Annotated in this window: 23 protein-coding genes; 1 reads left to right on the plus strand and 22 read right to left on the minus strand. The window is 69.3% G+C overall.

Features of this window, described 5'->3' with window-relative positions; translation table 11 throughout:
* Window positions 1-79: 79 nt before the first annotated feature.
* The 4 genes from HUW46_RS16380 to HUW46_RS16395 form a co-directional block, all read right to left on the minus strand.
* Window positions 80-1,099 (minus strand): polyprenyl synthetase family protein, encoded by a 1,020-nt coding sequence (locus HUW46_RS16380; RefSeq protein ID WP_215548092.1) that lies wholly within the window; start codon window positions 1,097-1,099, stop codon window positions 80-82.
* 178 nt (window positions 1,100-1,277) lie between these two features.
* On the minus strand, window positions 1,278-2,270 hold the full coding sequence (locus HUW46_RS16385) for an alpha/beta fold hydrolase (protein ID WP_215548093.1): 993 nt from the start codon (window positions 2,268-2,270) through the stop codon (window positions 1,278-1,280).
* Window positions 2,271-2,302: 32 nt separating this feature from the next.
* Window positions 2,303-2,788, minus strand: a complete 486-nt coding sequence (locus HUW46_RS16390) for a DinB family protein (protein ID WP_215548094.1) — start codon at window positions 2,786-2,788, stop codon at window positions 2,303-2,305.
* Between the two features lie 11 nt (window positions 2,789-2,799).
* On the minus strand, window positions 2,800-3,420 hold the full coding sequence (locus HUW46_RS16395; protein WP_215548095.1) for a class I SAM-dependent methyltransferase: 621 nt from the start codon (window positions 3,418-3,420) through the stop codon (window positions 2,800-2,802).
* 88 nt (window positions 3,421-3,508) lie between these two features.
* On the opposite strand from HUW46_RS16395, the gene HUW46_RS16400 reads away from it, so the two are divergent.
* Window positions 3,509-4,087, plus strand: a complete 579-nt coding sequence (locus HUW46_RS16400) for a helix-turn-helix domain-containing protein (protein WP_215548096.1) — start codon at window positions 3,509-3,511, stop codon at window positions 4,085-4,087.
* A gap of 315 nt (window positions 4,088-4,402) precedes the next feature.
* Here the strand turns inward: HUW46_RS16400 and HUW46_RS16405 are convergent, their stop codons facing one another.
* The 18 genes from HUW46_RS16405 to HUW46_RS16490 all read right to left on the minus strand — a co-directional run bounded on the left by HUW46_RS16405 (window position 4,403) and on the right by HUW46_RS16490 (window position 24,110).
* Window positions 4,403-4,729 carry a DUF6204 family protein gene (locus HUW46_RS16405; RefSeq protein ID WP_215548097.1) on the minus strand — a complete coding sequence of 109 codons (327 nt, stop codon included), beginning with the start codon at window positions 4,727-4,729 and terminating at the stop codon, window positions 4,403-4,405.
* Between the two features lie 135 nt (window positions 4,730-4,864).
* The gene (nuoN, locus tag HUW46_RS16410) at window positions 4,865-6,439 is read right to left on the minus strand and encodes an NADH-quinone oxidoreductase subunit NuoN (protein ID WP_215548098.1); all 1,575 of its coding nucleotides are present in this window, start codon (window positions 6,437-6,439) and stop codon (window positions 4,865-4,867) included.
* Between the two features lie 3 nt (window positions 6,440-6,442).
* Window positions 6,443-8,032: an NADH-quinone oxidoreductase subunit M gene (locus HUW46_RS16415; RefSeq protein WP_215548099.1), complete on the minus strand. Its 1,590-nt coding sequence runs from the start codon at window positions 8,030-8,032 to the stop codon at window positions 6,443-6,445.
* Window positions 8,029-9,939 carry an NADH-quinone oxidoreductase subunit L gene (nuoL, locus tag HUW46_RS16420; RefSeq protein ID WP_215548100.1) on the minus strand — a complete coding sequence of 637 codons (1,911 nt, stop codon included), beginning with the start codon at window positions 9,937-9,939 and terminating at the stop codon, window positions 8,029-8,031. The genes HUW46_RS16415 and nuoL overlap by 4 nt, the downstream gene beginning before the upstream one ends.
* A 9-nt stretch (window positions 9,940-9,948) precedes the next feature.
* Entirely contained in the window at window positions 9,949-10,248 is a 300-nt protein-coding gene (gene nuoK, locus HUW46_RS16425; RefSeq protein WP_215548101.1) for an NADH-quinone oxidoreductase subunit NuoK, read from the minus strand.
* Window positions 10,245-11,096 (minus strand): NADH-quinone oxidoreductase subunit J, encoded by an 852-nt coding sequence (locus HUW46_RS16430; protein WP_215548102.1) that lies wholly within the window; start codon window positions 11,094-11,096, stop codon window positions 10,245-10,247. The genes nuoK and HUW46_RS16430 overlap by 4 nt, the downstream gene beginning before the upstream one ends.
* Entirely contained in the window at window positions 11,093-11,659 is a 567-nt protein-coding gene (nuoI, locus tag HUW46_RS16435) for an NADH-quinone oxidoreductase subunit NuoI (protein WP_215548103.1), read from the minus strand. Before nuoI ends, HUW46_RS16430 begins: the two co-directional genes overlap by 4 nt.
* A complete protein-coding gene (gene nuoH / locus HUW46_RS16440) occupies window positions 11,646-13,010 on the minus strand; it encodes an NADH-quinone oxidoreductase subunit NuoH (RefSeq protein WP_215548104.1) in 1,365 nt (454 codons plus the stop codon). The genes nuoI and nuoH overlap by 14 nt, the downstream gene beginning before the upstream one ends.
* Window positions 13,007-15,481: an NADH-quinone oxidoreductase subunit G gene (locus tag HUW46_RS16445; RefSeq protein WP_215548105.1), complete on the minus strand. Its 2,475-nt coding sequence runs from the start codon at window positions 15,479-15,481 to the stop codon at window positions 13,007-13,009. The genes nuoH and HUW46_RS16445 overlap by 4 nt, the downstream gene beginning before the upstream one ends.
* Window positions 15,478-16,767 carry an NADH-quinone oxidoreductase subunit NuoF gene (gene nuoF / locus HUW46_RS16450; protein ID WP_215548106.1) on the minus strand — a complete coding sequence of 430 codons (1,290 nt, stop codon included), beginning with the start codon at window positions 16,765-16,767 and terminating at the stop codon, window positions 15,478-15,480. Before nuoF ends, HUW46_RS16445 begins: the two co-directional genes overlap by 4 nt.
* The gene (gene nuoE / locus HUW46_RS16455; protein ID WP_215548107.1) at window positions 16,767-17,630 is read right to left on the minus strand and encodes an NADH-quinone oxidoreductase subunit NuoE; all 864 of its coding nucleotides are present in this window, start codon (window positions 17,628-17,630) and stop codon (window positions 16,767-16,769) included. The genes nuoF and nuoE overlap by 1 nt, the downstream gene beginning before the upstream one ends.
* Window positions 17,627-19,003 carry an NADH-quinone oxidoreductase subunit D gene (locus HUW46_RS16460; RefSeq protein ID WP_215548108.1) on the minus strand — a complete coding sequence of 459 codons (1,377 nt, stop codon included), beginning with the start codon at window positions 19,001-19,003 and terminating at the stop codon, window positions 17,627-17,629. Before HUW46_RS16460 ends, nuoE begins: the two co-directional genes overlap by 4 nt.
* Window positions 19,000-19,773: an NADH-quinone oxidoreductase subunit C gene (locus HUW46_RS16465; RefSeq protein ID WP_215548109.1), complete on the minus strand. Its 774-nt coding sequence runs from the start codon at window positions 19,771-19,773 to the stop codon at window positions 19,000-19,002. The genes HUW46_RS16460 and HUW46_RS16465 overlap by 4 nt, the downstream gene beginning before the upstream one ends.
* Before the next feature lie 6 nt (window positions 19,774-19,779).
* The gene (locus HUW46_RS16470) at window positions 19,780-20,334 is read right to left on the minus strand and encodes a NuoB/complex I 20 kDa subunit family protein (RefSeq protein WP_215548110.1); all 555 of its coding nucleotides are present in this window, start codon (window positions 20,332-20,334) and stop codon (window positions 19,780-19,782) included.
* A gap of 2 nt (window positions 20,335-20,336) precedes the next feature.
* Window positions 20,337-20,747 carry an NADH-quinone oxidoreductase subunit A gene (locus tag HUW46_RS16475; protein ID WP_215549911.1) on the minus strand — a complete coding sequence of 137 codons (411 nt, stop codon included), beginning with the start codon at window positions 20,745-20,747 and terminating at the stop codon, window positions 20,337-20,339.
* A gap of 823 nt (window positions 20,748-21,570) precedes the next feature.
* Window positions 21,571-22,866: a geranylgeranyl reductase family protein gene (locus tag HUW46_RS16480; protein ID WP_215548111.1), complete on the minus strand. Its 1,296-nt coding sequence runs from the start codon at window positions 22,864-22,866 to the stop codon at window positions 21,571-21,573.
* 5 nt (window positions 22,867-22,871) lie between these two features.
* Window positions 22,872-23,579 (minus strand): demethylmenaquinone methyltransferase, encoded by a 708-nt coding sequence (locus tag HUW46_RS16485; RefSeq protein ID WP_215548112.1) that lies wholly within the window; start codon window positions 23,577-23,579, stop codon window positions 22,872-22,874.
* A gap of 63 nt (window positions 23,580-23,642) precedes the next feature.
* Window positions 23,643-24,110, minus strand: a complete 468-nt coding sequence (locus HUW46_RS16490) for a MarR family transcriptional regulator (RefSeq protein ID WP_254126228.1) — start codon at window positions 24,108-24,110, stop codon at window positions 23,643-23,645.
* Between the last annotated feature and the right edge of the window lie 15 nt (window positions 24,111-24,125).

The following is a 24,125-nucleotide window of genomic DNA, read 5'->3' on the forward strand; positions in this document are numbered from 1 at the left end:
TTCCTTCCTGCCGCCACCGAGCGGCGCCACTGTCAGTGACGACTCGGCGACCCACCCATGACGCGAGGTCGGGCCCGCTTCAGCGCGTCCGCTCCACCAGGTAGTCGGCAACGGACTCACAGGCGTCGCGTGCCGGGGAGGCGGGCAGTGCCGCCAGCTCGGCCCTCGCGCGACGAGCGTAGTCGGAAAGGGTGGCCCTTGCGCGCTCGAGTCCGGAAGAGACCCGGAGCAATTCCAGCGCCTCGGTGACGAGATCGTCCTCGGCGATCGGGCCGGAGAGCAGTTCGACGAGCCTCGGATCGGTGCCGTCGTCGGCGAGCGCGTACAGCATCGGCAGCGTTTTGACGCCTTCTCGCAGGTCAGTGCCCTGCGACTTGCCCGATTCCGCAGACGGCGAGGCGATGTCGATGACGTCGTCGGAGATCTGGAACGCGGTGCCGATGATCTCGCCGAACCGGCACAGCGCCTCGATGTGCTCGGGCTCCGCGCTCGACAGCATGCCGCCGAACCGGCCAGAGGTGGCGATCAGCGAACCGGTCTTCTGCGCGATCACGGTCAGGTAGTGGGCGACGGGGTCCTCCCCCTCGACGGGCCCGACCGTCTCGCGCATCTGGCCGGTGACCAGTTCGCCGAAGGTTTCGGCGATGATGCGGGCCGCGTCCGTGCCGAGGTCGGCGACGAGCCGCGAGGCGTGCGCGAACAGGAAGTCGCCGGTGAGGATCGCGACGGTGTTGTCCCAGCGCGCGTTGACGCTCTGCGCGCCGCGCCGCATGGTGGCCTCGTCCATCACGTCGTCGTGGTACAGCGTCGCGAGGTGCACCAGCTCGACCGCGGCGGCCGCGGTGACCACGTCGCGGGAGTTCTCCTTGCCGAACTGGCCCGCGAGCAGCGTGAACAGCGGGCGAAAACGCTTGCCCCCGGCCTCGACCAGGTGGATCGCCGCCTCGTGCACGGCCTTCACGTCGCTGCGCACGGTCTCCCGCAGGAGTCGTTCGACGTCGGCGAGGCCGTCGGCGAGCGAACGCAACAGCGGTTCGTCGGCGATGCGGAGGCCGACGCTCTTGCGCAGGTCCTCGATGGCGCCACCCTGGACTGACACGTCGGCTCCCGCCCTCTCAAGCCCGGTACACGGTCTGCCGCCAGAGTAATGGCAACCTCCGCGCGGGCTCTCCCCCGCTGGTCTCGGGTGCGGGTGACGAACACGACAGATCAGCACTTCTCACCCAGCGAGTGGGGCCCGTGACGGTCAGTCAGGGTGGCGTATCGGGAAAATCCACTCAGCCGAGGAAGCGCTCCAGCTCGTCGGTGACGAACCGCGGGTTCTCCTCGACGAGCCAGTGCCCCGCCTTCGGCACGTCCGCCGCCCGCACGATGTCGGTCAGGCGCGGGGACACGGTCGCCCTGATCGCGTCGAGCTGGCCCTGCGCGGTCAAGAGCAACGTCGGCACGCGAACCGGTGCCGCCGCCACGGTGTCGCTGACGTCCTTGTCGAGCGCGCGGTAGAGGCCAAAGCCGCCGGAGAGGGCCTCGGGCCGTTCGTAGGTCCGCGCGTATTCGCTGACTTCGGCGTCGGTGAACGGGGAGCGCTCCGAGGTGCCGCCGAACGCGGTGCCACCGAAGGAAACCTGCGGGTAGAACAGCGACAGGTATTCGCGGACGTCGTCGCCGACCACCGCCTCGGGAACCCGGCGCTGGGAGTGGAAGGCGATGTGCCAGCTCAGCGAGCGGTAGGTGCGCGCGTCGATCGTGGGCCCGGGGAGCGGCAGGTCGAAGTAGCTGAGGCGCGCGGTGTCCGCGGGGAACTGGGCGGCGTACTGGAACGCCACCGCGGCGCCGAAATCGTGCCCGACGACGCGAGCGTCGCGCACGCCGAGCCGGTCGGCGATCAGGGTGTGCACGTACCGCGCCAGGGTGGCCTTGTCGTAGCCGGTCGGCGAACCGGTGCTGTCGCCGAGCCCTGGCAGGTCGATCGCGTAGACGGTGTGGTGCTCGGCGAGCGCGGGCATGATCGGCCACCAGCCGTACCAGGTCTGCGGCCAGCCGTGGATCAACACCACCGGGGTGCCGCTGCCGCCCTTCACGTAGTGCATCCGGACACCGTCCACATCGGAGAACTCGTGGCGGAAGGTGTTGGTGAACCTCGGATCGGCGTGGGTGGCGGCGGCGTAGGCGGGGACCTCGTCGGCAGCGGGTGCGGAGCAGGCCGCGGTGCCGGTGACGAGAACGAGGGCGAGCAGGGCGGCGACCGCCCGCCGCGATGCGGTGATCATGGTTTTTCCGTTCTGTACAAGGAAAATCGGCGTCAGCGCCCGATGGCGCCGTCGATCAGTTCGCGGAGGATGTCCGCGTGACCGGCGTGGCGGCCGGTTTCTTCGATCAGGTGGGTGAGCGCCCAGCGGACGCTCGGGGCGGCGCGTCCCGGCCGCGGCACGGGCGCGCCGAGATCGGTGCAGCCGTCGAGCACTTCGTTGGCGCGCTCGACCGCTTCCCGGTAGCGGGCGACGACCTCGGCCACGCTGTCCGACGGCGCGGCGTGGAAGGTCGCCTGCCAGTTCGCGACCTCGTCCCCGAGGAACGTCGCGCGCTCGACGAAGGTCAGGTGGGTGAGCAGGCCGAGCAGGTTCGTGCCCGAAGGCACGCCCGCCGTGCGGACCCCTGGTTCGGGCGCGCCGTCGACCTTCGCGGCGATCGAGGTGCGGAGGTAGTCGAGAAAACCGCGCAGGACTTCGGTTTCGCTGCTCCCGGTCCGGGGCGGCGGGGTGTCGCGGCGGCGGGTCTTGGTCGGCATCGGCGGTCTCCTCAGGCGGTGCGGCGGACGAGCAGGACGTGATCGGTGACCTCGGCGGTGCGCCCGCTAGGGCCGGTGGCGATCCGGCGGGGCGCGTCGGCCCGGTCGACCGTCCACAGTGCTGGGTCGAGTGCGACGCCCTCGGCGATCTCGTGCGGGGTCGGGTACCGGACGTCGGCGCCGGAGTTCCACGACCACGGCGCGGTCGAACCGTGATCGACGACCAGCAGCAGCCCGCCGGGCCGCAACGCGTGCGCGGCCGCGCGCAGGACCTTCGCCCGGTCAAGGTCGAACGAGGTGTGGAAGTAGCAGGCGCACACCAGGTCGAACCGACCGTCCGGAAAGGACTCGTTCAGGTCGTGCCGCTCGGCGGTGACAGCCAGGCCACGCGACCGGGCCAGCTCGGCGAGCCGTTCGACCGCGACGGCCGAGATGTCGACGGCGGTGACGCGCCACCCGCGGCGGGCGAGCCACAGCGCGTCGCCGCCGTCGCCGCAGCCGAGGTCCAGCACGTCGCCGGGCGGCAGGCTCGCGACCGTTTCGGTGAGGCGGTCGTTCGGTCGCGGATCGGTGGCCGCGGGACGCGCCGAGTACACGCCGTCCCAGAACGCGACCGCATCCGTGCTGTTCATCGGGGCTCCTTGTGATCGGGATGCGCCCAGTCTCGCCAGCCCTGCCTCGGTTTGGCACGGAATCTTGCGGTTATGGCAAGCTGGTCGCGTGGACCCCGAAACGGAAGAGCTGCTCGGCGTCGTGGGACCGCGGCTGCGCGCGCTGCGCCGGGATCGCGGCGTCACCCTCGCCGATCTCGCGGCGACGACCGGGGTTTCGGAGAGCACGCTGTCCCGGCTGGAAAGCGGTCAGCGCAGGGCGACGCTGGAACTGCTGCTGCCGCTGGCCCGCACCTACGGCGTCCCGCTGGACGATCTCGTCGGCGCGCCGCGCACCGGCGACCCGCGGATCCACCTCAAGCCGATCCGGAAGTTCGGCATGGTCTTCATCCCGCTGTCCAAGCGGCCGGGCGGCACGCAGGCGTTCAAGATGATCATCCCCGCGCGGCCGGAACCCCTCGAACCGACGCCGCAGACCCACGAAGGCCTCGAATGGCTGTACGTGCTCAACGGGAAGCTGCGGCTGGTGGTCGGCGAGCGCGACCTGGTCCTGCCGCCCGGCGAGGCCGCCGAATTCGACACGTCGCTGCCGCACTGGCTGGGCAGCGCTGACGGCGGCGCGGTCGAACTGCTGATCCTATTCGGCCTGCAAGGCGTGAAGTCCCACGTCCGCGCCCCGGCCGACTGACCCCGCTCCCCTTGCGCGCCACGCGAATTCCGCTCTACGTAAGGGCTTCTGCCGCCTCGGCGGGGATCTCGTGATGCCCCGAAAGTGGCTTTCGGGGACTTGAGCGCCCCGAAGGCCACCTTCGGGGCACGAGCGTCGCGGCGGTCGAATGCGCGAGGGGTGGATTCGCGGCGTCTAGTGCCCCGAAAGCCACCTTCGGGGGCATGCGCAGCCCTGCCCGCATACCCGGCGAGGGCCGAGAAAGTGGCGCTGGAGTCCCTGAAGGTGGCCTTCGGGGTATGCCGGACCGGGGTTCGCTCCGCGCGGCGGAGCGACTCAGCGCTTGCGGTTGATCTTGATGGTGTCCATGCAGGTCGGTGCCGAGGTGACGTCGCGGTACGGGTAGCCGAGCGAATCGAGGCGTTCCATCGCCATCAGCTCGGCCTGGTCCTTCGCGTCCTGGTCCGCGCCGGAGCCGGGCTTGGCGAGCACCACGCACCGGAACGAGAAGGAACCGAGGTGCTCGCTGTAGGCCAGCGAGCCTTCCTCGGTGAACTTCAGCTGCGGGAAACCGTCCTTGTCCAGCTCCGCCAGCAGCCGCGCCCTGGTCTCCTCGTCCGGCCGGTCGAACTTGCCCGTGACCAGCACCCGATACGTCAGCATGCCCCGAAAATACAGTCCTGCATCTGAATACGCGACCGGATATCGCCCGTAAAAACCAATGCCCCGAAGGTGGCTTTCGGGGCGTCTGAGTCCCTGAAAGCCACCTTCGGGGCATCGCGAGTCGGAGCGGAAACGTCAGAGCGCGAAGCCGCCCGCGCCCGCCCAGTCGAGCGCGAACGACGGGACCACGCCCAGCAGCAGCGTGACGATCACGCCGAGGGTGATCGCGGCCGTGGTGAACGCGCCGGGCACCGAGACCGCGGGCCCCGACTCGGACGGCTCCGAGAAGTACATCAGCACGATCACCCGCAGGTAGAAGAACGCCGCCACGGCGCTCATCACCAGCGCGACCACGACCAGCGGGGCCATACCGTCGGACAGCGCGGCCGAGAACACCACGAACTTCCCGACGAACCCGCTCGTCAGCGGGATCCCGGCCAGCGCGAGCAGCAGGAACGTGAACACGCCCGCCAGCAGCGGCGACCGCTTCGCGAGCCCCGCCCACGCCGACAGGTGCGTCGCCTCGCCGTTGGCGTCGCGGACCAGGCTCACCACGCCGAACGCCGCGAGCGTGGTGAAGCCGTAGGCCAGCAGGTAGAACAGCGTGCCGGACAGGCCCTTCTCGGTCATCGCGATGGTGCCGACGAGCAGGAACCCGGCGTGCGCGATCGACGAGTACGCGATCATGCGCTTGACGTCGGTCTGGGTCAGGCCGAGCACCGCGCCGATGATCATCGAGATGATCGCGACGCCCCACAGGACACCGCGCCATTCCCAGCTCGTCGATTCGAAGCCGACGGTGAGCACGCGCAGGATCCCGCCGAACGCGGCGACCTTGGTGCACGCCGCCATGAACGCGGTGACCGGGGTCGGCGCGCCCTGGTAGACGTCCGGCGTCCAGGTGTGGAACGGGCCGACCGAGCCCTTGAACAGCAGGCCGACGACGAGCATGCCGAGGCCGGCGAACAGCATCGTGTCGGACCGGTCGGTGCCCGCGGCCGCGGTCGCGATGTCGGCGAGCTTGACGGAGTTCGCGTAGCCGTAGAGCAGCGCGATGCCGTACAGGAAGAACGCCGACGAGAACGCGCCCAGCAGGAAGTACTTCACGGCCGACTCCTGCGAAAGCAGGCGACGACGGCGCGCGAGGCCGCACATCAGGTACAGCGGGAGGCTGAGCACCTCGAGCGCGATGAACATGGTGAGCAGGTCGTTGGCCGCGCAGAAGGTCATCATGCCGCCGAGCGCGAACAGCGTCAGCGGGAAGACCTCGGTCTGCATACCGGTGGTGCCGACCTGCGCGCGGTCCTGGATGGTGCCGGGCCGGATCGCCGCCTGCGCGACGAACGCGCCGCCCGGCTCGACGGACCGGTCGGCGATCAGCAGCACCGCGCCGAGCGCCAGCGCGAGCAGCGTGCCCCACAGGAACAACGCGGGCCGGTCGACCGAAATCGCCCTGCTCAACGTGGTGAGGCCCTGCTTGGGCGCACTGTCCGAAGTGGCGTACAGCGCGAGCGAGACACCGGCAGCCGCGATCGTGACGACGCTGAGGAAGACCTGGCCCGGCCAGCGCATGTGCTTGGGCAGGAACGCCTCGAACAGCACGCTGACGCACGCCGCACCGAACACGATCAGCACCGGCAGGATCGCCGCGTACGCGATGGGCGGCGCGGTGATCTGCTGCGCGGGCTGCGCGAGGAAAAGGTCGAGCATGGGTTACTTGCCTCCCTGCTGGACAACCGAGGACATGGTTGCCTGCACAGATGGGGTGATCGTGTCCAGCACGGGCTTCGGGTAGAACCCGAGCCCGATGATCAGGACGACCAGCGGGGCCAGCACGGCGATTTCCTTGCCCCCGAGATCGCGGATCCCTTTCTTGGCCCCGAGTTCCGGCGCGATCGCGGTACCGGGGCCTCCCCCGGCGCCGAGCATCGCGTCACCGCGGACCGGGCCCTGCATCACGCGCTGGTAGAGCCACAGCACGTACGCCGCGGCCAGCACCATGCCGATCGTCGCGAGGATCGCGTACACCGGCCGCGTGGTGAAGGACCCCAGCAGCACCAGGAACTCGCTGATGAACGAGTTCGTGCCCGGCAAGGACAAAGTGGACAGTCCGGCGACCAGCAGCATGCCGCCGAGCAGCGGCGTCACCTTCGCCATCCCGCCGTAGTCGGAGATCCGGGTCGAGCCGCCGCGCCGCACGATCATGCCGACCACCACGATCAGCATCCCGGTGGCGAGGCTGTGGTTGAGCATGTACGACACCGAGCCGACCATCGCGGGCTCCGCCGAAGCCGCGTCGGCAGCGCTTCCGTTGACCGGGAAGGAAAAGATGCCGAGCGCGATGAACCCGAAGTGCGCGATCGACACGTACGCGATGAAGCGCTTCATGTCGGTCTGGCCCGCGGCGAGGATCGACCCGTAGAGCACCCCGAGCACGGCCAGCACCAGCACGAGTGGCGCGAGCGTCTTGCTGGCTTCGGGGAACATCGGGATGCAGTAGCGCAGGAACCCGAAGGTGCCGACCTTGTCGAGCACGCCGACGAGCAGCACCGCGACGCCGATCGGCGCCTGGCCCGCCGCGTCGGGAAGCCAGGTGTGCAAGGGAACCAGCGGCGCCTTGATCGCGAAGGCGAGGAAGAAGCCGAGGAACAACCAGATCTGCGTGCTCGCGGGCGCGTCCCGCACCACGGTCACCAGCGTCGCCCAGTCGAACGTGCCCTGGCCCAGCTTGTCCGACGCGAGCGAGTACGCGCCGATCGCCGAGGCCAGCATGATCAGGCCGCCGAGGAACGAGTACAGGAAGAACTTCACCGCCGCGTACTGGCGGTTCGCGCCGCCGTACCCGCCGATGAGGAAGTACATCGGGATCAGCATGATCTCGAACAGCACGTAGAACAGGAACACGTCGGTCGCGGCGAACACCGCGATCGTCAGCGCCTGCTGCACCAGGATCAGCGACAGGAACCCGCCCGCGCTGCGGCCTTCCGGCAGTTTGTCCGTCGAGGACAGTGCGCCGATCACGATCGGCACCAGCAGCGCGATGACCGCGATCATCACCAGCGCGATACCGTCCATGCCGAACGAGATGTGGATGCCGAACCCGGGGATCCAGTCCATCGACGTGGTCTGCTGCAACCGGGCGCCACCGGGGCTGTAGCTCGCCCACAGCGGGATGATCAGCAGCAGCTCCAAGATCCCGAAGCCGAGCGCGACCCTGGTCGCCAGCTTGTCGTCGCCGCGAAGTCCACTGAGGACGATCGCGCCGACGAGCGGCAACAGGATGAGGACGAGCAGCCAGGTCATGAGAACCTCACCAACAGGAGCGCGGCGATGATCAGGAACGAGCCCCCGAGCATCGACAGTGCGTAGGAGCGGACGAAACCGGTCTGCATGCGGCGCAGGCGCCCCGATCCGCCGCCGAGACCGGCGGCGAGCCCGTTGACGAGACCGTCGACGCCCCGGTTGTCCACGTACACCAGCGCGCGGGCGAGCCAGGTGCCAGGACGGGCGACCAGGGTTTCGTTGAGCGCGTTGCCGTAGAGGTCCTTGCGGGCCGCGCGGACCGGGAACGACACGTTCGCCGGGCGTTCGACCGGGGTGTCCCGCCTGCCGACGACGAGCCAGGCGACCAGCACGCCGAGCGCGGACAGCGCGACGGTCAGCCACGGGATGGCCGCGTGCGGGATGACCGTGTGCTCGAACTCCTCCAGTGGGCCGAGCGACGGGGCGAGCCATTCGGAAAGCCGGTCGCCGAGCGCGAAGAAGGCACCGGCGCCGACCGAGCCGATCGCCAGCACGATCATCGGCACGGTCATGCTCGACGGCGATTCGTGCGGGTGGAAGTCCCTGCCGTCGCTGCTCTTGATGTCCTTCCAGCGCGCCTTGCCGAAGAACGTCATCAGCACCAGCCGCGTCATGTAGAACGCGGTGAGCGCGGCGCCGAGCATCGCGGCGAGCCCGAACACCCAGCCCTTCCAGCCTTCCTGGCCGAACGCGGCTTCGATGATCGCGTCCTTCGAGAAGTAGCCCGACAGGAACGGGAAGCCGATCAGCGCGAGGTAGCCGAGGCCGAAGGTGACGAAGGTGATCGGCATCTTGCGCCACAGCCCGCCGAACTTCCGCATGTCGACCTCGTCGTTCATGGCGTGCATGACCGAACCGGCGCCGAGGAACAGGCCCGCCTTGAAGAAGCCGTGCGTGAGCAGGTGCATGATGCCGAGCGCGTAGCCGAACGGGCCGAGGCCGACCGCCAGCATCATGTAGCCGATCTGGCTCACCGTCGAATAGGCGAGCACCTTCTTGATGTCGTCGTAGGCGCAGCCGATGACGCACCCGATCAGCAGCGTGACCGCGCCGACGAGGGTGACCACGAGCCGCGCGTCGGCGGTCTCGTTGAAGATCGGGTTCGCGCGGGCGACGAGATAGACGCCCGCGGTGACCATGGTGGCCGCGTGGATGAGCGCGGAAACCGGGGTGGGGCCTTCCATCGCGTCCGGGAGCCAGGCCTGCAGCGGGAACTGGCCCGACTTGCCGCAGGCGCCGAGCAGGAGCAGCAGGCCGATCGCGGTGACCACGCCGCCGGGCAGGTTCCCGACCGCGGCGAACACCTCGGTGTAGCCGGTGCTGCCGACGTACTTCCACATCAGGAAGATCGCGATCGCGAGCCCGACGTCACCGACGCGGTTCATCAGGAACGCCTTCTTCGCCGCGGTGGCCGCGGACGGGCGGTCCTGCCAGAAGCCGATCAGCAGGTACGAGGCGAGGCCGACGCCCTCCCAGCCGAGGTACAGCGTCACGAAGCTGTTGCCCAGCACCAGGACCAGCATCGAGGCGACGAAGAGGTTCAAGTAGGCGAAGAACTTCCGCCGCTCGGCGTCATGCGACATGTAGCCGATCGAGTAGAAGTGGATCAGCGCGCCGACACCGGTGATCAGCAGGACGAAGGTCACCGACAGCGGGTCGATCCGCAGCCCGAAGTCGACCTGCAGCGCGTCGGTCGGGATCCACGAGAACAGCTTCGTGTCGGTGACCCGGTTCGCCGCGTCCTGCCCGGTGGTACTGAAGAACAGCACCACTCCGTACACAAAGGACAGTGTGACGGTGGCGCAGCCGAGCAGGTGCCCCCACGCGTTCGTCCGTTTCCCGCCGACCAGGAGGATGAGCGCGCCGAGGGCGGGAAACGCCACCAGCAGCCACGATGATGCGGTCAAGGTTTTCCCCTAGTACTTCAGCAGGTTCGTGTCGTCGACCGAGGCGGAGCGCCGGGTCCGGAAGATCGACATGATGATCGCCAGCCCGACCACGACCTCCGCGGCGGCGACGACCATCACGAAGAACGCCATCACCTGGCCGTCGAGGCCGCCGTTGATCCTGGCGAAGGTGACGAGCGTGAGGTTCACCGCGTTGAGCATCAGCTCGACGCACATGAACACCACGATCGCGTTGCGCCGCACCAGCACGCCGACCGCGCCGATCGCGAACAGCAGCGCCGAAAGCAGCAGGTAGTAGGTGGGGGTCACTTCTCTTCCCCTTCCTCGGTGCCCACGAGCGCGTGCGCGTCCGGTCCGGCTTCCTCGCCCTTGACCTGCTTGCGCTCGGCGTCGAGGCGGGTGGCCGCGGTGGATTCGATGAGCTCGGACAGCGATTCCGGCGCCACCGACCCGTCCGGCAGCAGCGCCGGGGTGGCGACGGAGTTGGCGGTGGCGAACACGCCGGGGCCCGGTTTCGGCGACGGGCGCTCGTACTCGCCGCGGAAGCGCGCTTCGACGAGTTCCTTCTGCGACCGCTTGCCGCCCTTGGCGTGCCGGTCGGTGAAGGCCAGCACCATCGCGCCCATCGCGGCGGTGATCAGCAGCGCGGAGGTGAGCTCGAACGGGAACAGGTAGTCGGTGAAGATCAGCCGCCCGAGCCCGCCCGCGCCGCCGCCCTGCGGGGTCGACGGGTCGAGCGGCGGGGCCGGGGTGACGTTCGACAGCGACCGCACCAGCGCGCCGACCACGATGCCCGCGATGCCGATGCCCAGCACGGCGGCGGCGAGCCGCTGGCCGCGCAGCACTTCGACCACGGAGTCCGAGGAATCCCGGCCAGCCATCATCAGCACGAACAGGAACAGCATCATGATCGCGCCGGTGTAGACGATGATCTGGGTGAAGCCGAGGAACGGCGCGTTCTGGATCATGTACAGGATGCCGAGCGTGAGCATGGTCAGCACGAGCCACAGCGCGGAGTGCACCGCGTTGCGCGCGAAGATCATGCCCAGCGCGCCCGCGAGGGCGATCGGCGCGAGGATCCAGAACGAAATCGCCTCGCCCGTCGTGACCACAGTGGACAGTGTCGGGGCCTGCTGCGCGAGGAAGCTGGCGATCATTGCATCGCCTTCTCTTCGGAGGTTTCGACCGTCTCGCCGGTCGGGACGCCGCGGCCCTTCGCCAGCTCCGGCCCGTTGACGTAGTAGTCCTGCTCGTTGTCGCCGAGCCGCATCGGGTGCGGCGGCTGCTCCATGCCCGGCAGGAGCGGGGCTAGGAGGTCTTCCTTGGTGTAGATGAGCCGCTGGCGGTCGTCGTCGGCGAGCTCGTAGAAGTTGATCATCGTCAGGGACCGGGTCGGGCAGGCCTCGATGCACAACCCGCAGCCGATGCAGCGCAGGTAGTTGATCTGGTAGTCGGCGCCGTACCGCTCACCAGGCGAGTACCGGGCCTCTTCGGTGTTGTCGCCGCCTTCGACGAAGATCGCGTCCGCCGGGCACGCCCACGCGCACAGCTCGCAGCCGACGCACTTCTCCAGCCCGTCCGGATGCCGGTTGAGCTGGTGCCGCCCGTGGTAGCGCGGCGCGGCCGGGGCGCCTGCCTCGGGATACTCCTCGGTGGCCACCTTCTTGAACATCATCCCGAAGGTGACGCCGAAGCCCTTTACGGGATCAAAGAACCCCATCAGTGCCGTCCTTTCCCGCCGCCGACACGGCCTCGGGTTGCTTCTTGCTCGTGCGGGCCTTGGCGCGCAACGCCTTGCGGCGCGGCGTCGTCTCGGGCACCGAGAGATCGAGCGGGGGCAGCGGGTAGTCGCTGCCGGTGACCGGCACGGCGTCGGTGTCGCGGACTTCCTTCTCCGGCAGCAGCAACGCCAGCAGCACGATCACCACGAGCACGACGCCGCCGATGATCAGGCCCTTGCTGGTGGAGAACCCGCCGCTGTTCTGCAGCGCGCGCACCGTCGCGATCACCATGATCCACACCAGGTTCGCCGGGACCAGTACCTTCCAGCCCAGCTTCATGAACTGGTCGTACCGGTAGCGCGGGAGCGTGCCGCGCAGCCAGATGAACCCGAACAGCAGCAGGAACGTCTTCGCGAAGAACCACAGCACCGGCCACCAGCCGGTGTTGAGCACGTTGTCCGCGGCCACGAACGGGAACTTCCAGCCGCCGAGGAACAACGTGGTCGCGAACGCCGAGACGATCACCATGTTGACGTACTCGGCGAGGAAGAACATCGCGAACTTCATCGAGCTGTACTCGGTGTGGAACCCGCCGACCAGTTCCGACTCGGCCTCGGGGAGGTCGAACGGCGCGCGGTTCGTTTCGCCGACCATGGAGATCAGGTAGATCACGAAACTCGGGATCAGCAGGTAGAAGTACCAGCCGCCCTGTTGCGCGTCAACGATGGCGCCGGTCGACAACGAGCCCGAGTAGAGGATGACCGCGACGATCGACAGGCCCATCGCGATCTCGTAGGAGATCACCTGCGCCGCCGAGCGGAGCCCGCCGAGCAGCGGGTACGGCGAGCCGGACGACCAGCCGGCCAGGACGATCCCGTACACCCCGATCGACGAGCAGGCGAGGATCACCAGCACGCCGACCGGCAGGTCGACCAGCTGCAGCACGGTGCGCTCACCGAAGATCGACACCTCGGGCCCGAACGGGATCGCGGCGAGCGCGATCAGCGCGGGTACCGCGGAGAGCACCGGCGCCAGGAAGTACACCTTGCGGTCGGCGGTGTCCGGGATGACCTGCTCCTTGAACGGGAGCTTGATCGCGTCCGCGAGGGACTGCAGGTAGCCGCCGGGCCCGACCCGGTTGGGGCCGGGGCGGTTCTGCATGCGGCCGACCGCCTTGCGCTCCCAGACGATCAGGAAGATCGTCAGGATCGGGCCGATCAGCAGGATCACCACGGCCTTGAGCAGGATCAGCCACAGCGGGTCGTCCGCGAGCAGCTGCGCCCGCGTCATCGGTTCCTCGCCTGCTTGTTGCGCCAGTAGCGGTCCTGCTTGAGCCAGCAGCGGGCTCATCGCTCACCTCCGCTGAGTGACACCACGGCGCCGTGCCCGGCACCGAGGTCACGCCGTACCGCGCTGCCGTCCGAATTGGACGGTAGCCACACCACGCCGTCGGGCAGGTCGGCGACCTCCACCGGCAGCGTGATCGAGCCGCGGTCGGTCGAGACGGTCACGCTCGCGTGCCCGTTCGCCGTGCCTTCCGACAGCCTGGCCACGACCCTGCGGCGCGTCCCGGCGAGGTGCGGTTCGTCGTCCTGCAACGAGCCGTTGTCCAGCAGTTGCCGCCAGGTCGCGAGCACCACCTGCCCCGCACCGGGCTGCGCCTTGTCCCCGAAGGTGGCCTTCAGGGCATCTACCGCCCCGAAGGCCACCTTCGGGGCACCCAAGCGCGCGAGATCGCCCGCGGCGGCGGCTGTCGTCTGGGTGTAGAGATCGGCGTCCATTTCGACGGCCAAGGTGTCGAGCACCCGGCAGTCCGGCAGCGCGCCGGTGCCCTCCAGGGTGATGTCGAACTCGCGACGGCGGCCCTCCCAGTTGAGGTAGCTGCCGGATTTCTCCACCGCAGGTGCGACCGGGAGCACCACGTCGGCGCGCTCGGTGACAGCGCTCGCCCGCAGCTCCAGGCTCACCACGAACCCGGCGTTGTCCAGCGCCCGCAGCGCGAGCGCCGGGTCCGGCAGGTCGTTCGGGTCGACACCGCCGACGAGCAGCCCGTCGAGCTGATGCGTCGCCGCCGCCTCCACGATGCCGGTGAGGTCGCGGCCAGGCTGCGCGGGAAGCGTTGCGCCCCAAGCGTTTTCGACCTCGGCGCGGGCGGCGTCGTCGGAGACGGGACGGCCGCCGGGGAGCAGTGACGGCAGCGCACCGGCCTCCAGCGCGCCCCGTTCGCCCGCGCGGCGCGGGATCCACGCGACGCGGGCGCCGGTGCGTTCGGCCAGCGCGTGCACCGAGGAGAACAGCCCGGGGACCTCGGCGGCGCGCTCGCCGACGAGGATGACCGCGCCCTCGGAGGCGAGCGCCTCGTCGAGGTCCTTGGCGTGGGTGGCGATGGCGTCGAGCGCCGCCGGCTCCCCGCCCGGCACGCAGGCGAGCAGCTCGCCGAAGGTCTTGCGGACCGACGCGGTGGTCCACTGTCCCAAGTGGACGACCTTGGTGCGGTTCTTGCGCGCCGCCTTGCGCAGCCGCAGGAACACGATCGGCGCCTCTTCTTCCGGCTCGAACGCGACGCACAGCACGGTGCGGGCACGCTCGATCTCGCCGAAGGTGACGCCGTTCTCGGGTGACGTGCCGAGCACCCGCGAGGACAGGAAAGCCAGCTCCTCGGCGGAGTGCGCCCGCGCGCGGAAGTCGATGTCGTTGGTGCGCAACGCGATCCGCGCGAACTTCGAGTACGCGTAGGCGTCCTCGACGGTCAGCCTGCCGCCGGGGAGCACGCCGACGCCCTTGCCGTCGCGGGCCTTCGCGAGCCCCTCGGACGCGGCGCGCAGCGCGTCGGTCCAGGAAGCCTCTTCCAGCTCGCGGGTTTCCGGGTTGCGGACCAACGGCCTGCGGATCCGGTCACCGGCTTGGGCGTACCGGAACGCGAAGCGGCCCTTGTCGCAGATCCATTCCTCGTTGACCTCGGGGTCGTCGCCCGCGAGCTTGCGGGTGACCTTGCCGCGGCGGAAGTCGGTGCGCTCGGCGCAGCCGGACGAGCAGTGCTCGCACACGCTCGGCGAGGACACCAGGTCGAACGGCCGCGACCGGAACCGGTACGCGGCGCTGGTGAGCGCGCCCACCGGGCAGATCTGGATCACGTTGCCGGAGAAGTACGACTGGAACGGCTGCCCGGAAGTGGTGCGGGAAGCCAAATCCAGCACGTCCGCGGTCTCGGCGGTGCCGATCTGCTGGTGCGCGCCGCGCTCTAGGAGCTCGATGAACGGGTCACCGGCGATCTGCGCGGAGAACCTCGTGCAGCGCTGGCACAGCACGCAACGCTCGCGGTCGAGCAGCACCTGCGACGAAATCGGCAGCGGCTTCGGGAACGTCCGCTTCGTGTCCACGAACCGGGATTCGGCCCGCCCGTGGGCCAGTGCCTGGTTCTGCAGCGGGCACTCGCCGCCCTTGTCGCAGATCGGGCAGTCCAGGGGGTGGTTGATGAGCAGCAGCTCCATCACGCCCTGCTGGGCCTTGTCGGCGACCCCGCTGGTGAGCTGCGTCTTCACCACCATGCCGTCGGCGACCGTCATCGTGCACGAGGCCTGCGGCTTCGGCATCGGGCGGCCGCCCATCTCGACCTCGACCAGGCACTGGCGGCAGGCGCCGGCCGGGTCGAGCAGCGGGTGGTCGCAGAACCGCGGGATGACCGTGCCGAGCCGTTCCGCGGTGCGGATCAGCAGCTCGCCCTTGGGCGCGATGACCTCTTCGCCGTCGATCGTCAGCTTGACGTGGCCTTCGGGGACCGGCGTCTCGTCGGCCTTCGTCGGCTCCTGCGTCACCGTCATGCCTGTGCTCCAACCAACTCCGGCTTCGCTGCCTTGTTCTTCTCACACAGTGCCAAGAACTCCTCGCGGAAGTACTTGATCCCGCTGGTGATCGGCGAAACCGCGCCGTCACCGAGCGCGCAGAACGAGCGGCCGAGGATGTTGTCGCAGACGTCGAGGAGGGTGTCGATGTCCTCCTCGGTGCCGTGGCCCTCGACCATGCGCTCCAGCACCTGCGCGAGCCAGTAGGTGCCCTCGCGGCACGGCGTGCACTTGCCGCACGACTCGTGCTCGTAGAACTGGGTCCACTTCATCACCGCCCACGGCACGGAAACGGTCTCGTTGAAGACCATCACCGCGGTGGTGCCGAGCATCGACCCCGCCTCGGCCGCGCCTTCGAAGTCGAGCGGGGTGTCGAGGTGGTCGGCGGTGAACATCGGCGTCGACGACCCGCCCGGCGTCCAGAACTTGAGCGGGATGCCGTCCTTCATGCCCCCGGCCATTTCCAGCAGCTCGCGCAGCGTCGTCCCGAGTGGACACTCGTACTGGCCGGGGTTCTCGACGTGCCCGGAGATCGAGTAGATCTTCGGGCCGGGCGACTTCTCGCGGCCCATCTGGCGGAACCAGTCGGAGCCCGCGTTGACGATGAACGGCGCGCTCGCGATCGTCTCGACGTTGTTCACCGTGGTCGGCGCCGCGTAGAGCCCGGCGGCCGCGGGGAACGGCGGCTTCAGCCGGGGCTGGCCGCGGCGGCCTTCCAGCGAGTCGAGCAACGCGGTTTCCTCGCCACAGATGTAGGCGCCCGCGCCCGCATGCACCGTGATCTCGATGTCGAACCCCGAGCCGAGCACGTTCTTGCCGAGGTACCCGGCCTGCTTCGCCTCGCGCACCGCCGCGTTCAGGCGGCGGATGCAGTGCAGCGCCTCGCCGCGCACGTAGATGAAGCAGTGGTGCGACCGCATCGCGTACGAGGCGATGACGCAGCCCTCGATGAGCGAGTGCGGGTCCGCCATCATCAGCGGGATGTCCTTGCAGGTACCGGGTTCGCCCTCGTCGGCGTTGATCACCAGGTAGTGCGGCTTGTCCTCGTTGGGCGGCATGAACGACCACTTCACGCCAGCCGGGAACCCGGCGCCGCCACGGCCGCGCAGGCCCGCGTCCTTGATGAGCTGCACGAGCTGTTCCGGGGTGCCGCGCAACGCCTTGCGCACCGCGGTGTAGCCCTCGAGCCGCTCGTAGGTTTCGAGCTTCCAGGACTCCGGGGAAAGCCAGCGCTTGGTGAGCACCGGGGTGATCGGATCAGCCATTACTTCTTCTCCACCTCGGGAAGCGGAACGTCCTGGGCCGCCGGGGCGACCCAGCCGCGGTCCTGCGCGAGTGCCGCGCCACGCAGCGTCTCCACCGCCGCCGACGGGCCGTCGACGTCACCGCGGTAGGTCTGCTCGTCCTCCGGGAAGAACCCGGCGAGCTGCAACTCGGCGCCCTTGAAGTCGCTCAGCGGCGCGCCGCGCGTCGGCGCGGGCTTCTTGCCCGCCCGCAACGCGTCGACGAGCGCGACCGCCTTCTCCGGCGTCTGGTTGTCGAAGTACTCGTAGTTGACCTGGAGCACCGGGCCGAGGTCGCACGCAGCGAGGCACTCGGCGTGCTCGATCGTCAGCGACCCCCGCTCGCCCGGGGTGCCCACGGTTTCCTCGTGCCCCAACGGTTTCCCGTCCTCGCCGAGGTGCTCCTGCAGCGTCTTGTAGATCGCGTCGCCGCCGAGCGCCGCGCACAGCGTGTTCGTGCAGACGCTCACCAGGTGCTCGCCGCACGGGCGGCGCTTGTACATGGTGTAGAACGTCGCGACCGCGCTGACCTCGGCGTCGGAGAGGTCCAAATGCCTGCCGCAGAAGGCGATGCCCTCCTGGGAGACGTAGCCCTGCACCGACTGCACCAGGTGCAGCATCGGCAGCAGCGCCGACCGCGCCACCGGGTAGCGCTCGATGATCTCCTTGGCCTTGACGTGGATGTCCTCGCCGAAGATGTCTTCCGCGGGGGCGTCGGCGAGGATTCCCTCAGCCGCGGCCGGGTCCGGCGCGATACCGACCACGTCGGTGTCGGCGCCCGCGGCGGCGTGCGTGGTCACCGCGTCGCGCGGTCCCGGCTCCGGGACTGCCGTCGGGTTGGTCATCGGTCCACTCCCCCCATCACCGGGTCGATCGAGGCGACCGCCGCGATCACGTCGGCGACCAGGCCGCCCTCGGCCATCGCGGGCATCGCCTGCAGGTTCACGAAACTTGGTTCCCTGATGTGCACGCGCAGCGGCCGCGTGCCGCCGTCGGACACCAGGTGCGCGCCCAGCTCGCCGCGCGGCGACTCCACCGGCACGTACGCCTGGCCCGGCGGCACGTGGAAGCCCTCGGTCACCAGCTTGAAGTGGTGGATGAGCGATTCCATGGACTGGCCCATGATCTTGCGGACGTGGTCGAGCGAGTTGCCCATGCCGTCGCTGGAGATCGAGAGCTGCGCCGGCCACGCGATCTTCTTGTCCTCGACCATCACCGGGCCGGGCTCCAGCATCTTCAGCACCTGCTTGATGATCCGCAGGCTCTGGCGCATCTCCTCGACGCGGATCAGGTACCGCGCCCAGCAGTCCGCGTCGGTCGAGGTCGGCACGTCGAACTCGACCTCGTCGTAGCGCGAGTACGGCTGCGTCTTGCGCAGGTCCCACGCCAGCCCCGCCGACCGCAGCACCGGACCGGTGATGCCGAGCGCGAGGCACCCGTCGACCGGCAGGTACCCGACGTCCTTGAGCCGGTTGCGCCAGATCGGCTGGCCGGTGAAGAGCTTGTCGTACAACGGAAGGCGCTCTTCGATCGTCTTGACGAACTCGCTGACGGCCTCGTGGTAGTCGTCCGGCATGTCCTGCGCGAGCCCGCCCGGCCGGATGAACGCGTGGTTCATGCGCAGCCCGGTGAGGTGCTCCAGCAGGTGCAGCACGACCTCGCGCTCGCGGAACCCGAGCGTCATCGCGGTGGTGGCGCCCAGTTCCATGCCGCCGGTGGCGATGTAGACGAAGTGCGAGCCGATGCGGTTGATCTCCAGCAGCATGATGCGCAGCAGCTCGGCGCGCGGCGGCGCCTTGACGCCGAGCAGCTTCTCCACCGCGAGGCAGTACGCCATCTCGGTGGACAGCGGCGCCAGGTAGTCCATCCGCGTCACGAACGTGACGCCCTGGGTCCAGGTGCGGTACTCGCAGTTCTTCTCGATCCCGGTGTGCAGGTAGCCGATGACCGAGCGGAGCTGGGTGACGGTCTCGCCCTCCATCTCCAGCACGAGCCGGAGCACGCCGTGCGTCGACGGGTGCTGCGGGCCCATGTTGATGACCATGCGCTCGTCGTGCTGCGCGTCGGACAGGACGTCGTCCCAGTCCCCGCCGGAAACCGTGTAGACGCGGCCTTCGGTGGTTTCGCGCGAATCCGCGTAGGTGGCGCCGCCCGCGGCCCCTTCGGCCGTGGTGTCGGTGCCGGTGCTGGCGTCGGCAATGCGGTCGCTAGTGGTCACGAGTACGACCTCCGCTGATCCGGGGGCGGGATCTCCGCGCCCTTGTACTCCACCGGGATCCCGCCGAGCGGGTAGTCCTTGCGCTGCGGGTGGCCGTCCCAGTCGTCCGGCATCAGGATCCTGGTCAGCGCCGGGTGGCCGTCGTAGACGATGCCGAACATGTCGTAGGCCTCCCGCTCCTGCCAGTCGGCCGTCGGGTAGACCTCCACAATGGACGGAAGGTGCGCGTCGTCGACGTCGAGCGTCACCTCGAGGCGGATCCGCCTGCGGTAGGTCATCGACGTCAGGTGGTACACCGAGTGCAGGCGCTGCGGCACGTCCACGCCGTAGTCCACGCCGGAGACGGAGCTGCACAGTTCGAACCGCAGTCCCGCGTCGTTGCGCAGCGTCCGGCAGATCTCCAGCAGGTGCTCGCGCTGCACGTAGAAGGTGATCTCGTCGCGGTCGACGGTCACCTGCTGGATCGACTCGGCGGGGATGCCGTTGTCGGCGAGCGCGGCGTAGAACTCGTCGGCGAACTCGTCGAACCAGCCGCCGTAGGGCCGTTCGGCGGGCGGCGCGGTGTAGGCCGGGAGCCGGAGCCCGCCGTAACCCGAGGTGTCACCGCTGCCGGAGACGCCGAACATGCCCTTGCGCTCGCGGCCCGAGACAATCGGCTCGGCGGGCTCGGCCGGGCGGACGCCGGTGGGCTCCAGCGCGTCGCCGCCCGCGGCGTCACCGGGACGCTCGGCGCTCGACTGCTCGCCGCCGGTTTCCGGGGTGTCAGGCATCGGTGGTCAGCCCTTCTTCTTCGCGTACTTGACCGAAGACGGGACCAGCTCGGTGCGCGCGCCGCTGGCGGCCCGCAGCGCCGCGCGGCGCGCGTTGATGGGCTCGTCCTGGATCTTGGCGTGCAGCTTGAGGATCGCGTCGAGCAGCATCTCCGGCCGCGGCGGGCAGCCGGGGAGGTACATGTCGACCGGCACGATGTGGTCGACGCCCTGCACCACGGCGTAGTTGTTGAACATGCCGCCGGAGGAGGCGCAGACGCCCATCGCGAGCACCCAGCGCGGCTCGGCCATCTGGTCGTAGATCTGGCGGAGCACCGGCGCCATCTTCTGCGTGACCCGGCCCGCGACGATCATCAGATCGGCCTGGCGCGGGGTGGCGCTGAAGCGCTCCATGCCGAAGCGCGCGATGTCGTAGCGGGACCCGCCGACCGTCATCATCTCGATCGCGCAGCAGGCGAGGCCGAAGGTGGCCGGCCACAACGAGTTCTTGCGCGCCCAGTTCACCAGCCCTTCGAGGCTGGCCAGCAGGATGCCGTTGGGGAGCTTTTCTTCGAGACCCATCGTTAGTTCCAATCCAGCCCGCCGCGACGCCACACGTAGGCGTACGCGAAACCGACGGTCGCGATGAACAGGACGATCTCCACCAGGCCGAACATGCCGAGCGCGTTGGCGGAGACCGCGAACGGGTACAGGAACACCATCTCGATGTCGAAGAGGATGAACAGCATCGCGGTGATGTAGTACGCGACCGGCATCCGGCCGCCGCCGACCACGGGCTGCGGCGACGGTTCGATCCCGCATTCGTACGCCGAGAGCTTCGCCTTGTTGTACCTGCTCGGCCCGACGAGCGGCCCCAGCAGCACCGAGAACACCGCGAACGCGGCGGCGAGGACGAAGAGCAGGACGAGCGGGAGGTACATGCCGAGCCCCGGCGACGGAGCCCCCTGTGCCACCTGCTCGGTGACTTTCAACATCAGCACGGGTTTCGCCGTCCTTTCCGCGCTGTGATCTGTACGCACTACCTCGGCGGCACCCTAAGGGACCCAGGTCACACGTCCGAGGGTTAGGGCACCCTTACTGGCTGTGTTCAGCCACTTCCCAACCGCGCCAGTGCGCTTGTGAAATAGTTCACAAGCGACCCGTCGAAGTTGTGAAGCGGTTCACAAAGCATGGGGTGAGTGTAGGACGCGACTCACACCCTTGTCGCCAGGCCCCGTGCTATAAGGCTTACCTAAGTTCTATTGGCTCATTCGGGGCCCGTAGGCCCGAGACCAGCACGAAAGCCCGGCGCGGGGGTACAACCCGGACAAGCGTCATGTGAGCTATCCCACTGTGTTGTCTATCGGGCTGTGCTTTTTATCGGGCGGCAGAATTCGCGCTGCCAGGGCGCGGCTCCCAGCGCGACCAGCCGGTTTGTCGCGGGGTGCGCCCTGCCATCGCGAATTCAGAGGGCCTTGGCGGCCCTGCGCCCGACTGCACGCTCCCGGCGCGCGGGGCGCACCGGATCGCCGGTGGTGGCTGAGTTGGCAATGGCCGGGCCTTCGGCGCGGACCTCGCGGCACTCGGAAAGGTAGGCGGGCGAGTAGGCGTTAGGTAGGCGCGCGGCTTGGGGCCGCCGGGTGCAGTTAGCGGGCTAAATGTCGTCGGCGGGCGGGCGGGGGTCGGGGTGCTGGGGTGCAGTTCGCGGGCTAAACGTTGTCGGCGGGCGAGCCAGCTCGTTGCCGCCCCCACTCAACGCCCCGAAGGTGACCTTCAGGGCATCTACCGCCCCGAAAGCCACCTTCGGGGCACCGCGCGCTACCTCGGCGAAGGGGTGAGCCGCGAGGCGGCGGCGATGAGCCGGTCCACGCCATCGCCGCCCTTGGCGTCGTAGCAGCCGGACAGTCCTTTGTAGATCAACGGGATGAGCTTGTTGATCCGCAGCCCGTACTTGGTCGCGGCGCGCATGACCTTGGGGTTGCCGATGGCCTTCGCGAAGAGGTTCCCGAGCCGGTAGTAGCCGCCCATCATGTCCTTGAGCGCCACCGGATAGCCCTCGAGCGCGCGTTCGCGGGACGGGCCTTCGGGGCGGGCGAGCGCCTGCAGCACGAACTCGGCGGCGAGCTGCGCGGATTCCATCGCGGCGGAGATGCCCTCGCCGTTGAACGGGCTGACCATGCCGCCCGCGTCGCCGAGCAGCAGCAGGCCGTCGCGGTAGTGCGGGGTGCGGTTGAAGCCCATCGGCAGCCCGGCGCCGCCGACCTTCCCGACCGCGTTCTCCTCGCGGTAGCCCCATTCCTCCGGCGTCCCGTCGAGCCATTGACGCAGGAGCGCGCGGTAATCGGTGCTGCGGAACGCCTTCGACGTGGAGAGCATGCCGAGCCCGACGTTGACGGTGCCGTCGCCGAGCGGGAACGCCCAGCCGTACCCGGGCAGCAGCTTGGGGTCGCGCGGGTCGCTACGGTCCCACAGTTCGAGGTGGCCTTCGATGAACGGGTCGTCGTGGCGCGGGCTCTTGTAGTACCGCCGCACGGCGACGCCCATGGGCCGCTTCTCGTGCTTCTCGATGCCGACGCTCAGCGCGAGGCGCGCCGAAACGCCGTCGCAAGCGAGAACGAGGGGCGCGCGGTAGCTCACCGGCGTCTTGTCCGGACCCGCCTTCGCCTCGACGCCGATCACGCGACCGGTCCGCTCGTCGGTGATCGCGCCGGTGACGGTGGTCCGCTCGTACAGCCGCGCGCCCGCCTTCTGCGCGGTCTTCGCCAGCAGGTCGTCGAAGTCGTGGCGGGTGCGCGAGACGCCGTACGGCGGGTAGCTGGTGAGATCGGGCCAGTCGAGTTCGAGGGTCAGCTCGCCGGTGAGGATGCGCAGGCCGGTGCTGTGCACCCAGCCCGCTTCCTGGCTGGTGTCGATGCCCAGGTCGATGAGCTGTTTCACGCCGCGCGGGGTGAGCCCGTCACCGCACACCTTCTCGCGCGGGAAGGTGGTCTTTTCCAGCAGCAGCACGTCCACGCCGGCGCGGGCGAGGTAGGTGGCCACGGTCGAACCGGCCGGACCGGCGCCCACGACGATGACCTCGGCGTCGGTGTCGCCACGGCGGGAGGAAACGCTCATGCGCGTCAGTCTACGGGCGGCTTCGCCCCTGGCTTGGTGGCGCGATGCACCGCGACCACGCCGAAGGTGAGGTTCAACCACTCGACATCGCGCCAGCCCGCGGCCGCGATGATCTCCGCGAAGTCGCGCTGCTTCGGCCATTCGAGCATGGATTCGGCCAGGTAGGCGTAGGCGTCGGGGTTCGACGAGAAGCGGCGCCCGACCCAGGTCATCATGCGCAGCATGAACTTCCGGTAGACGAACCTGATCGGCGGAAATGTGGGCGTGGACACCTCGCAGATCACGAGCCTGCCGCCCGGTCGCACCACGCGCGCGAGCTCGACGAGCGCGGCCTTGGTGTCGACGAAGTTCCGGATGCCGAGGCTGATGGTCGCGGCGTCGAAGCTGCCGTCGGCGAAGGGCAGGTGCAGGGCGTCGGCGGCGACCATCGGCACCTTCCGGTGCGCCCCGGCCTGCAGCATGCCGACCGAGAAGTCGGCGGCGAGGCACCACGCGCCACCGCGCGCGTACTCCGTGGTGGAGACGCCGGTACCCGCGGCGAGGTCGAGCACGCGTTCGCCGCGGCGGGCATCGAGCACTCTGGACGTGGTCGTGCGCCACCGGCGGTCGAACCCGAACGTCATGAAGGAGTTCGCCCGGTCGTACTTCGACGCGACGCCGTCGAACATGGCGGCGACCTCGTGTGGGTCCTTGTCCAGACTCGCCCTCGACATGGCGCGAGCCTAGCCGAGCCGCGCTGAGACCCGGCCACCCGCGCGTGTCGCGTCCACAGTGGACTATCCGGGCGGGTCGCGGAGGATCGCGACCTGCCGCCGCTGCAGATCCACCTGGTCGCGCACGAAACCGAGCAGCAACCGCAGCTGCCGCGGCGAATACTTCGCGAGCTGCCGCTCGGTCTCTTCGACGGTCTCGCCCCACAGCTCCGCGGCGATCCGGTGCGTCCGCTCGGCGGCCTTGACGACCACCCGGCGCCGATCCGCGTCGTCCCGCGCTCGCTCGGCGTACCCGGCCTTGACCAGCCGATCGACGGCGAAGGTCAGCGCGCTCGGCGCGAGCCCGGCCAGCGCGGCGAGGTCACCGGCGCTCAGCGGGCCGCGGGCGACCAGGTAGGCAAGGCACCGCGCGTCCGTGCGGTTGAGCCCGAGCCGCTCGCTCACCGCCTGGTCGACCTCGTCGGTGACGTTCTGCAGATCGGTCACGGCCAGCATCAGCTCCTCAGCCAGCCGCCGTTCCGCTTCCGCCATCCGTATCCGCTCCCG

This window comes from Amycolatopsis sp. CA-230715 (assembly GCF_018736145.1).
Classification (GTDB): domain Bacteria; phylum Actinomycetota; class Actinomycetes; order Mycobacteriales; family Pseudonocardiaceae; genus Amycolatopsis.

Bases quoted from the DNA above. Each gene is read 5' to 3' on its own strand.
- HUW46_RS16465 (WP_215548109.1), bottom strand. From the start codon at position 19,773: ATGCCTGACACCCCGGAAACCGGCGGCGAGCAGTCGAGCGCCGAGCGT.
- HUW46_RS16475 (WP_215549911.1), bottom strand. From the start codon at position 20,747: ATGTTGAAAGTCACCGAGCAGGTGGCACAGGGGGCTCCGTCGCCGGGG.
- HUW46_RS16395 (WP_215548095.1), bottom strand. From the start codon at position 3,420: ATGAACAGCACGGATGCGGTCGCGTTCTGGGACGGCGTGTACTCGGCG.
- HUW46_RS16490 (WP_254126228.1), bottom strand. From the start codon at position 24,110: ATGGCGGAAGCGGAACGGCGGCTGGCTGAGGAGCTGATGCTGGCCGTG.
- HUW46_RS16480 (WP_215548111.1), bottom strand. From the start codon at position 22,866: ATGAGCGTTTCCTCCCGCCGTGGCGACACCGACGCCGAGGTCATCGTC.
- HUW46_RS16485 (WP_215548112.1), bottom strand. From the start codon at position 23,579: ATGTCGAGGGCGAGTCTGGACAAGGACCCACACGAGGTCGCCGCCATG.
- HUW46_RS16415 (WP_215548099.1), bottom strand. From the start codon at position 8,032: ATGACCTGGCTGCTCGTCCTCATCCTGTTGCCGCTCGTCGGCGCGATC.
- nuoI (WP_215548103.1), bottom strand. From the start codon at position 11,659: ATGGGGTTCTTTGATCCCGTAAAGGGCTTCGGCGTCACCTTCGGGATG.
- HUW46_RS16430 (WP_215548102.1), bottom strand. From the start codon at position 11,096: ATGATCGCCAGCTTCCTCGCGCAGCAGGCCCCGACACTGTCCACTGTG.
- nuoE (WP_215548107.1), bottom strand. From the start codon at position 17,630: ATGACCAACCCGACGGCAGTCCCGGAGCCGGGACCGCGCGACGCGGTG.
- HUW46_RS16470 (WP_215548110.1), bottom strand. From the start codon at position 20,334: ATGGGTCTCGAAGAAAAGCTCCCCAACGGCATCCTGCTGGCCAGCCTC.
- HUW46_RS16385 (WP_215548093.1), bottom strand. From the start codon at position 2,270: ATGATCACCGCATCGCGGCGGGCGGTCGCCGCCCTGCTCGCCCTCGTT.
- HUW46_RS16445 (WP_215548105.1), bottom strand. From the start codon at position 15,481: ATGACGGTGACGCAGGAGCCGACGAAGGCCGACGAGACGCCGGTCCCC.
- nuoF (WP_215548106.1), bottom strand. From the start codon at position 16,767: ATGGCTGATCCGATCACCCCGGTGCTCACCAAGCGCTGGCTTTCCCCG.
- nuoN (WP_215548098.1), bottom strand. From the start codon at position 6,439: ATGCTCGACCTTTTCCTCGCGCAGCCCGCGCAGCAGATCACCGCGCCG.
- HUW46_RS16390 (WP_215548094.1), bottom strand. From the start codon at position 2,788: ATGCCGACCAAGACCCGCCGCCGCGACACCCCGCCGCCCCGGACCGGG.
- nuoH (WP_215548104.1), bottom strand. From the start codon at position 13,010: ATGAGCCCGCTGCTGGCTCAAGCAGGACCGCTACTGGCGCAACAAGCA.
- HUW46_RS16405 (WP_215548097.1), bottom strand. From the start codon at position 4,729: ATGCTGACGTATCGGGTGCTGGTCACGGGCAAGTTCGACCGGCCGGAC.